Here is a 10996-nt window from a genome sequence, read left to right as displayed (position 1 = left end):
GCTCCAGGCGCTCGCCGAGCGCAAGGTGAACCGGTTCCTCGAGGTCGGCCCCGACGGCACCCTCACCGCCCTCGCCCGGTCGGTCCTCGACGGCGGCACCCGGGTCGTGGTGCCCGCGCTGCGCACGGAGGGATCGGAGCAGGTCGCCCTGCTCAGCGCCGTCGGCGCGCTGCACGCGCACGGGCTCGGCCCCGACTGGTCCGCGCTGTTCCCCGGCGCGAGGAAGGTCACGCTGCCCACCTATCCCTTCCAGCGGCGCCGGTACTGGCTCGACCCGCTGCCCGGCAGCGGGCGACGCGCCGGCGGGCATCCGCTGCTGGGGTCCGTGGTGACCCTGGCCGACTCGTCCGCCGTCGTGTCCACCACCGTGCTGTCCACCCGCAGCCACCCGTGGCTGGCCGACCACACCGTCGCCGGCCGGGCCGTGCTGCCGACGGCCGCGTACCTCGACTTCGCCCTGCACCTCGGCGCCCGCGTCGGGTGCGACCACGTCGCCACGCTCGACCAGGACCAGGCCCTCGTCCTGGACGACCGTACGTCCGTCGAGTTGCAGGCCGTCCTGGACGCCCCCGGCGACGACGGCACCAGGCCGTTCGCCTGCTACTCCCGCCCCGTCACCGCGGACGGCGACGAGGACACGGACCGGCCCTGGACCCGCCACGCGCACGGCGTCCTGGCGCCCGCCGAGGCACCGGCGTCCGCGTCCCCCGAGCCGGTCGACGACGCCGGTACCCGGCCCCCCGCCGACGCCGAGGAGCTGGAGCCCGCCGAGGTCGACGCCCTGTACGAGGCGTCGCGGGACGGCGGACTCGACCACGGTCCCGCCTTCCGCGCGCTCACCGCCGTACGGCGGGCCGGCGACGAGGTGTACGCCGAGGCCGTCGTACCGCAGGAGCTGCAGGCGGACGCGCTGCGGGTCGCGCTGCACCCGGTGCTGCTGGACGCGGCCCTGCACACGGCACCCGCGCTCGGCCGGGCCGGTTCGGTCGCCGTGGCGTGGCGGGACTGCACCCTGCACGCAGCCTCCGCGGAGGCGCTGCGGATCCGGGTGCGCCCGCTGGCCGGCGGCGGACTGCGGCTGGACGTGGCCGACGACACCGGCGCTCCTGTCGCCACCATCGGTGAGGTCACGGTCGCGTCGGCCGCCGAGTTGCCGCTTCCCCCCGCTGAAGTCGCGTCCGCCGGCGACCTGTTCGCTGTCGAGTGGGCGGAACTGTCCGTCAGGGTCCGGACACCGCCCGGTACTCAGTCGGCCGTCCTCGGTGACGGGCCCGCCCCGGAGGGCGCCGTGCGGTACGCGGATGCCGACGCGTTGTCCGCCGCCCTCGACGAAACCGGCGCCGCCGTCCCCGAGCTGGTGTTCCTGCACGTGAACGGTGAGAGCGCCGAACTTCCCCTCGGCGTGCACCAGGTGACCGCTCGGACACTGGACGCGCTGCGGCGCTGGACGGCCGACGAGCGGACCGCGGGCGCCCGTCTGGTCGTGGTCACCCGTCACGCCGCCTCCGTCCGGGACGGTGAGCCCGTCACCGACCTCGTGGCCTCCGCGGTGCGAGGGCTGGTGCGTTCCGCCCAGTCGGAGAACCCGGGATGCTTCCTGCTCGTCGACATCGACGGCGAGGCCGCGGACGGCGTTCTCCCGGCCGCCGCCGTGGACGCCTTCGACGACGGTGAGACCGAGATCGCCCTGCGTGCCGGACGGGTGTACGCCGCCCGCCTCACCCGCCACCACGCCGCCGCCCCCACCGCCCCGCTCACGGCCGTCCTCGACCCCCACCGCACCGTCCTCGTCACCGGCGCGGGCGGCACCGTGGCCGCGGCCGTCGCCCGGCACCTGGTGGCCGCCCACGGCGTGCGGCATCTGCTGCTCGCCGGCCGGCGCGGTCCGGACGCGCCCGGCGCCGCCGCACTGCGCGCCGTGCTCGAAGAGGCCGGCGCGGAAGTGACGATCGCGGCGTGCGACGTCGCCGACCCCGCCGCGCTGGCCGAACTGCTGGCGGGCGTGCCCGAGGCGCACCCGCTCGGGGCCGTCTTCCACGCCGCCGGTGTCATCGACGACGGCGTGATCGGCACGCTCACCGCCGAGCAACTGTCGGCCGTGCTGCGCCCGAAGGCGGACGCCGCGGTGCACCTGGAGCGGCTCACCCGGGACCTGGACCTCTCGGCGTTCGTGCTGTTCTCCTCCGCCGCCGCCACCTTCGGCGGGCCCGGCCAGGGCAACTACGCCGCCGCCAACGCCTTCGTGGAGGCACTGGCCACCACCCTGCGCGCGCAGGGCCGGCCGGCCTACGCCCTCGGCTGGGGACTGTGGGCCGAGGACAGCGGCATGACCGCCGGGCTCGGCGACGCCGACCGCGGGCGCATGGCCCGCGCCGGTGTCGCCGCCCTGCCCACCGACGACGCCCTCGCCCTGCTCGACCGCGCCCTGGCGCAGGAGCGGGCCGTGCTGCTGCCGGTCAGGCTGGACCTCGCCACCGCCCGCGCCGCCACGACGCCCACCCCGGCGCTGCTGCGCGACCCGGCGACCCCCGCGCGCCGTACCGCGACCGCCAAACGGGCGGGCGGGCGGCCGGCCCGGACGCTCGCCGCGCTCCCGGAGGCCGAACGGCCCACCGCCGTGCTGCGGCTGCTGCAGACGGAGATCGCCGCCGTCCTCGGCCACGCGCCCGGCACCCCGGCCGCCGACCCGGAACGCGCCTTCCGCGACCTCGGCTTCGACTCGCTCACCGCGGTCGAGCTGCGCAACGCGCTCGAACGGCGCACCGGTCTGAAGCTCGCCCCCACCGTCGCCTTCGACCACCCCACCCCGGCCGCGCTCGCCGCCCACCTGCTGCGCGCCCTGTCGGCCGACGACCGGCGCGGCCCACAGGGCACCGGCACCCGGACCCGCACCGCACGTACCGGCGCCGACGAGCCCATCGCCGTCGTCGGCATGGCCTGCCGACTCCCCGGTGGTGCCGACACACCCGAACGGCTGTGGGAGCTGCTCGCCTCCGGCGCCCACGGCATGACCGACTTCCCCGCCGACCGGGGCTGGGACCTCGGCACCCTCTACCACCCCGACCCGGACCACGAGGGCACCAGCTACACCCGCACCGGCGGGTTCCTCCACGGAGTCGACCGGTTCGACCCCGCGTTCTTCGGCATCTCGCCCCGCGAGGCGCTGGCGATGGACCCGCAGCAACGGCTGCTGCTGGAGGTGTGCTGGGAGACGGTGGAGCGCGCCGGTGTCGACCCGCGCACCCTGCGCGGCTCCCGCACCGGCGTTTTCGCCGGCACCAACGGCCAGGACTACACCGCGCTGCTGCGCGCCTCCGCGGAGGACGTCGACGGCCATCTCGGCACCGGCAACGCCGCCAGCGTCGTCTCCGGCCGCATCTCCTACACCCTCGGTCTGGAGGGCCCCGCCGTCACCGTCGACACCGCCTGCTCGTCGTCCCTGGTCGCCCTGCACTGGGCGGCGCGGGCGCTGCGCGCGGGGGAGTGCGACCTCGCGCTCGCCGGCGGTGTCACCGTGATGTCGACCCCGGCGGCCTTCCTGGAGTTCAGCCGTCAGCGCGGCCTCGCACCCGACGGCCGCTGCAAGGCCTACTCCGACGACGCCGACGGCACCGGCTGGGGCGAGGGCGCCGGCATGCTGCTCCTCGAACGGCTGTCCGACGCGCGCCGCAACGGCCACCGGGTGCTGGCCGTCGTCCGCGGCAGCGCCGTCAACTCCGACGGCGCGTCCAACGGGCTCACCGCCCCCAACGGCCCCTCCCAGGAGCGGGTCGTCCGCGCCGCGCTCGCCGACGCCGGGCTCACTCCCGCCGACGTCGACGCCGTCGAGGGGCACGGCACCGGCACCTCGCTGGGCGACCCCATCGAGGCGCAGGCGCTCCTCGCCGCCTACGGCCAGGACCGCGAACGGCCGTTGTGGCTCGGCTCGGTGAAGTCCAACATCGGCCACACCCAGGCCGCCGCCGGTGTCGCCGGGGTCATCAAGACCGTCCTGGCGCTGCGCCACGCCGAACTGCCCCGCACCCTGCACGCCGACCGGCCCTCCACGCACGTCGACTGGGACTCCGGCGCGGTACGGCTGCTCACCGAGGCCCGGCCGTGGCCGCACGACGCCACCCGGCCCCGGCGCGCCGGGGTGTCGTCCTTCGGGTTCAGCGGGACCAACGCCCATGTCATCCTCGAGGAGGCCCCGCCCACGCCCGGTCGTGACCGCGAGTCCACGACACCCGCCCGGACTGCCGCGGAAGGCTGTACGACTTCGGCCCTGCCGGTCACCGAGGACCGTACGACGTCGACCGGAGCGGCCGCGGAAGCCCGTACGGCACGGACCCGGCCGGCCGCCGACCGCCCGGTGGCCCACGGTCTGCTCGCCTGGCCGCTGGCCGCCCGCTCCCCGCAGGCGCTGCGCGCCCAGGCCGCGCGGCTCGCCGACCACGTCACCCGGCACCCGGAGCTGTCCGCCGCCGACATCGGCCACTCGCTGGCCACCACCCGTACGCCGTTCGAACACCGGGCGGTCCTGCTCGGCCGCGACCGCGACGACCTGCTCGCCGACCTCACCCTGCTCGCCACCGCCGAACCGGGCACCGAGGAGAGCGGCTCCGCGCCACGCTCCGCCCGCACCGCGTTCCTGTTCACCGGGCAGGGCTCCCAGCGCCCCGGCATGGGCGCCGAACTGCACACCGCGTTCCCCGTGTTCGCCGACGCCTTCGAGGAGGTGTGCGCCCACTTCGGGCCCGACGTCCACCACACGTCGCTGCGCGACGCCGTCCTCGGCGACACCGGACACCTGCTGGACCGCACCGGCTACGCACAGCCCGCCCTGTTCGCATTCGAGGTGGCCCTGTACCGCCTCGTGCGCTCCCTCGGTGTGACGCCCGACCACCTGCTGGGCCACTCCATCGGCTCGCTGGCCGCCGCGCACGCCGCCGGGGTGCTCTCCCTGCCCGACGCCTGCACCCTGGTCGCCGCTCGCGCCCGGCTGATGGACGCCCTGCCCGAGGGCGGCGCCATGATCGCCCTGCAGGCCGCCGAGGAGGAGGTGCTGCCGCTGCTGGAGGGCCGCGAGCACCGTGTCGGTATCGCCGCGGTCAACGGCCCCCGCTCGGTGGTGGTCTCCGGCGAGGAGACCGCCGTTGTCGAGGTCGCGGCCCGTATCGAGGGCCTGGGCCGGCGCACCAAGCGGCTGCGTGTCAGCCACGCGTTCCACTCGCCGCTCATGGAGCCCATGCTGGACGACTTCCGTGAGGTCGCCGCCGGCCTGGACTACCACGAGCCGGTCATCCCGGTGGTCTCCGACGTCACCGGCTGCCCGGCCACCGCGGCGGAACTCGCCTCGCCCGACCACTGGGTGCGCCACGTCCGCCAGGCCGTCCGCTTCCACGACGGCGTGCGCGCCCTGGAGGAGGCCGGCGTCGGCCGCTACCTGGAGATCGGCCCCGACGGCACGCTCGCCGCGCTCGCCGCCGACGCCGTCACCGCCCCCGACCGCTGCGCCGCCGTCGCCCTGCTGCGCCCCGGCCGCGACGAGACCGGCAGCCTGCTGTCCGGGCTCGCCCGGGCCCATGTGCACGGTGCGGACGTCGACTGGACCGCCGCCGCACCCGGTTCCGGCCGCGTCGTCGACCTGCCCACCTATCCCTTCCAACGGCAGCGCTACTGGCCCGACACGCGCGGGCGCGGCGCGGGCGACCTCGCCGCGGCCGGTCTCGCCGACGCCGGGCATCCGCTGCTCGGCGCCCGCGTCGACCTCGCCGACTGCGACGAGTACGTCTTCACCAGTCGGCTCTCCCTGCCGGACCAGCCGTGGCTCACCGACCACGCCGTGGGCGGCACCGCCCTTCTGCCCGGCACCGCCTACCTCGACCTCGCCCTGCTCGCCGGAGCCCGCGCCGGCTGCGACCGCGTCACCGAACTGACCCTGCTGGAGCCGCTGGCGCTGACCTCCGGTCAGGCCTTCGCCCTGCAGGTGCGGCTGGGCGCACCCGACGCCGACGGCAACCGCCGGATCGGCGTGCACTCCCGCCCCGTCGACGCCCGCCCCGACCGGCCCTGGACCCTCCACGCCGACGGCGTCCTCGGCGTCGACGCCGTCCCCGAGCCCGACGCGCCGCTCGCCGACTGGCCGCCCGCGGGCGCCGAGGAACTCGCCGTCGAGGACACCTACGACCGCCTCGCCGACGCCGGCTTCGGCTACGGCCCCGTCTTCCAGGGCCTGCGCGCCGCCTGGCGGTCCGGCGCGGAGGTGTACGCCGAGGTCGCCCTGCCGGAGCAGGCGCACACCGATGCCTCCCGCTACGGTGTGTACCCCGCCCTGCTCGACGCCGCCCTGCACGCCACCGCGTTCCTGCCGCTGGACAGCCCCGCTCAGGGACGGTTGCCGTTCTCCTGGCGGGACGTCACCCTGCACGCCACCGGGGCCACCACCGTCCGCGTGCGGCTCTCCCCGCGCGACGGCGACGCCGTCGCCCTGGACGTCGCCGACGCCACCGGGCGGGCCGTCGCCTCCATCGGCTCCCTCACCCTGCGCGCCGTCGACCCCCACGCGCTGCGCGCCCGCCCCGACCGGGGCGCCGGCGACCTGTACCGGCTCCACTGGCAGCCGCAGTCGGCCGACCAGGGCGCCGAGGCATCCTTCACGGTGCTGGGCGACGACGCGGGACGCGCGTTCGCGGCGGACCTCGCAGCCGCGGGCGTCACCGCCGACGTCACCGACACCGCCGACCTCACCGCCCTCGGCGCCCGCGCCGACGTCCCCGGCACGCTCCTCGCCGTCCTGCCCGCCGACGACGCACCCCTGGACCACGCCGGACACGCGGCGGCCCGGCGGGCCCTCGCCCTCGTCCGGCACCTCCTCGACGAGCCCCGCCTCCAGTCCACCCGGCTCGTCCTGGTGACCCTCGAGGCCGTCCTGCCCGACGGGCCCGCCGGACCCGGCGTCCGCCACCCCGCCGCCGCCACCGCCTGGGGCCTGGTGCGCTCCGCCCAGTCCGAACACCCCGGCAGGTTCGTCCTGCTGGACACCGACGCCGCCTCCCTCACCGCGCTGCCCGCCGCACTGGCCCACCCGGACGGCCAACTCGCCCTGCGCGAAGGCACCGTGCACACGCCGCGCCTCGCCCGCACCGACGAGTCCGCCGAACTGCGCCCGCCGCACGGCACGACCGCGCCCGCCTGGCGGCTGGACACGGTCCGCAAGGGCACCCTCGACGGACTGGAGCTCGTCCCGGCCCCCGACGCCGAACGCCCCCTGAACGAGGGCGAGATACGCATCGCCGTGCGCGCCGCGGGCGTCAACTTCCGCGACGTGCTCAACGCCCTCGGCATGTACCCCGGCCCGGCCCGCGACTTCGGCCTGGAAGGCGCCGGCGTGGTCACCGAGACCGGCCCCGGCGTGAGGGGGCTGCGGGTCGGCGACCGCGTGCTCGGCATGTTCCCCTCCGCCTACGGGCCCGTCGCCGTCGCCGACGCCCGCACCGTGGCCCGTATACCCGACGGCTGGTCGTTCGCCCAGGCGGCGACCGTGCCGATCGTGTTCCTCACCGCCTACTACGCCCTCGTCGACCTCGGCCGTCTCGAGGCGGGCCAGTCCGTCCTCGTGCACGCCGCGGCAGGCGGCGTCGGCATGGCCGCGACCCAGCTCGCCCGCCACCTGGGCGCCGAGGTGTACGCCACCGCCGGACCCGGCAAGTGGGACACCCTGCGAGCCGGCGGACTCGACGACGCGCACATCGCCTCCTCGCGCGACCTCGCCTTCGAGGACGCCTTCCGTGAGGCGACCGGCGGCCGCGGCGTCGACCTCGTCCTGGACTCCCTCGCGGGCGAGTTCGTCGACGCCTCCCTGCGACTGCTGCCGCGCGGCGGGCACTTCCTGGAGATGGGCAAGACCGACGTCCGTGACCCCGCCGACGTCGCCGCCCGCCACCCCGGCGTGCGGTACCGCGCCTTCGACCTCGTCGAGGCCGGCCCCGAGCGCATCGGGGAGATGCTCACCACGCTCGTCGACCTGTTCCAGGCCGGTGTCCTCACCCCGCTGCCGGTCACCCCGTGGGACGTCCGCCACGCCCCTGCGGCGTTCCGCCACATGTCGCAGGCCCGCCACATCGGCAAGGTCGTCCTCACGATGCCCGCGCCGCTCGACCCGGACGGCACCGTTCTGATCACCGGCGGCACCGGTGGCCTCGGCGCGCTCCTCGCCCGCCACCTCGTCACCGAACACGGCGTACGCCACCTGCTGCTCGCCTCCCGCAGCGGCCCCGACGCCCCCGGCGCCGGGCAGCTCGCCGACGAGCTCCGCGCGCTCGGAGCCGACGTGCGCATCGAGGCGGCCGACGTCGCCGACCGGGACCGGGCCGCCGCCCTGCTGGACGCCGTACCCGAGGTCCACCCGCTGACCGCGGTCGTGCACGCCGCCGGTGTCCTCGACGACGCGGTCGTGGACCAGCTCACCCCCGAGCGGCTGGAGGGCGTCCTGCGGCCCAAGCTGGACGCCGCCGTACACCTGCACGACCTGACCCGCCACCACGACCTGTCCGCGTTCGTGCTGTTCTCCTCCGTCGCCGGCACCCTCGGCGCCCCCGGCCAGGGCAACTACGCCGCCGCCAACGCGTTCCTCGACGCGCTCGCCGAGCAGCGCCGCGCCCTGGGCCTGCCCGCCCTGTCCCTGCCCTGGGGCCCCTGGTCGCAGGTCGCCGGCATGACCGGCGGCCTCACCGACGCCGGGATCCGCCGCATGGAACGCGCCGGACTGCCGCCGCTCAGCCCGAAGGAGGGCCTGGCCCTCTTCACCGAGGCACTGGACCGGCCGGCCGCGGTGCAGGCACCGCTGGCCGTGGACCCCGCCCGCCTCGGCGCCGACGGCCCGGTGCACCCGCTGCTGGCGGCACTGGCCCGCGTCCGGCGGACCGTCCGCGACCTCACGGCGACCACCGACTCCGGCGACAGCGCCGGCCTCGGCGCGGAACTCGGCCGCCTCAGCGCCGCCGAACGGCACCGCAGGCTCGTCGAGGAGGTCTGCCGCCAGGTCGCCGCCGTCCTCGGACACGCCTCCGCGGCCCGCATCGACCCCGACCAGTCCTTCAAGGAACTCGGCTTCGACTCGCTCACCGCGGTCGAGCTGCGCAACCGGATGAACTCCGCCACCGGCGTGCTGCTGCCCGCCACGCTCGTCTTCGACCACCCGACGCCCGCCGTGCTCGCCGACCATCTGTGCCGCGAGCACTTCGCGGACGGCGACGACGGCGGCACCGACCCGGTGAGGGGCGACGGGGCCGCCGGCGAGCCCGACGAGGCGGCCATCCGCGAGCTGCTCATGTCCATCCCGATCACCACCTTCCGCGAGTCGGGCCTGCTGGACGCCCTGATGGCCCTCGCCCCCGCGACGCCCGCCGTCCCCGGCCCCCGCACCGGGAGCCGGCCCGGCACCGCGACCGGTCCCGCCGCCTCCGACGAGGCGGAGGTGGACGTCGACGACCTCGATGTCGACGACCTGGTCCGGATGGCTCTGGGCGCCGACGACTGAGCCACCGAGTAACCGAGTGACTTGGCGCCCGAGCGACTGAGCGTCGCCGCCCTCCCCCCGACCTTCCGACCGTCCCCTGGCCCCGTGACCGCATCGAAGTGCGAAGTGTGGAGCTGAGCATGTCCTCCGAAAAAGTCGTCGAAGCCCTCCGTGCCTCGCTGCGGGAGAACGAACGGCTGCGCAAGCACAACCAGCACCTGGAGCAGGCGATGACCGAGCCGGTCGCCATCGTCGCGATGGCGTGCCGCTGGCCGGGCGGGGCGGACACCCCGGAGGACTTCTGGCGTCTCCTCGCCGACGGCACGGACGCCATGACCGGCTTCCCCGCCGACCGCGGCTGGGACCTCGAGGGCCTGTTCCAGCACGACAGCGGCCGGGGCAGCGCCGCCACCCAGGGCGGCTTCGTCCGCGACGCCGACCGCTTCGACGCCGCCTTCTTCGGCATCTCCCCCCGTGAGGCCCTCGCCATGGACCCGCAGCAGCGGCTCCTGCTGGAGGTCGCCTGGGAGACCGTCGAGCGCGCCGGCATCGCCCCCGCCGCCCTGCGCGGCAGCAGCACCGGCGTGTTCGTCGGCGCCAGCAACCAGGAGTACGGCTCCGGGCTCCGCGAGATACCCGAAGAGGTCGAGGGACACATCCTCACCGGCAACACCGGCAGCGTCGTCTCCGGCCGCGTCGCCTACACCCTCGGCCTGGAGGGCCCGGCCGTCACCGTCGACACCGCCTGCTCGTCCTCGCTCGTCGCCCTCCACCTCGCGGTGCACGCCCTGCGCGCGGGGGAGTGCTCGCTGGCCCTGGCGGGCGGTGTCGCCGTCATGTCCACCCCCGGCGCCTTCGTCGAGTTCAGCCGCCAGGGCGGCATGGCCACCGACGGCCGCTGCAAGCCGTTCGCCGAGGCCGCCGACGGCACCGGCTGGGGCGAGGGCGCGGGCCTGCTGCTCCTGGAGCGCCTGTCCGACGCCCGCCGCAACGGTCACCGGGTCCTGGCCGTGATCCGGGGCAGCGCCGTCAACCAGGACGGCGCCTCCAACGGCCTGACCGCCCCCAACGGGCCCTCCCAGCAGCGGGTCATCCGGGCCGCCCTGGCGTCGGCGGGCCTGGCCCCGGCCGATGTGGACGCGGTGGAGGCCCATGGCACGGGTACGACGCTGGGCGACCCGATCGAGGCGCAGGCGCTGCTGGCCACCTACGGCCAGGACCGCGAACGCCCGCTGTGGCTGGGCTCGGTGAAGTCCAACATCGGTCACACCCAGGCCGCCGCCGGTGTCGCGGGCGTCATGAAGATGGTGCTCGCCATGCAGCACGGAGTGCTGCCCCGCACCCTGCATGTCGACGAGCCTTCCTCGCACGTCGACTGGTCCGCGGGCGCAGTCGAACTCCTCACCGAACCCCGGGACTGGCCCCGCACCGCCGACCGCCCGCGCCGCGCGGGAGTGTCCTCCTTCGGCATCTCCGGCACGAATGCGCATGTGGTGC

2 protein-coding genes are annotated in these 10996 nt (G+C 76.2%); both read left to right on the top strand.

All coding sequences use genetic code 11. The annotated features are described in order from the left end of the window. The first annotated feature begins 25 nt into the window (after nt 1-25). On the top strand, nt 26-9520 hold the full coding sequence (locus AC5WS8_RS38395) for an SDR family NAD(P)-dependent oxidoreductase (protein ID WP_496108113.1): 9495 nt from the start codon (nt 26-28) through the stop codon (nt 9518-9520). 119 nt (nt 9521-9639) lie between these two features. Further along, nucleotides 9640-10996: type I polyketide synthase (locus tag AC5WS8_RS38390; protein ID WP_496108112.1), on the top strand; the 1357-nt coding region annotated here is incomplete at its 3' end.

The sequence above is a fragment of the Streptomyces sp. PTL18 genome, from assembly GCF_059510295.1.
The sequence above is the reverse complement of the archived record's forward strand: the minus strand, read 5'-3'. Positions and strand labels throughout refer to the sequence as shown.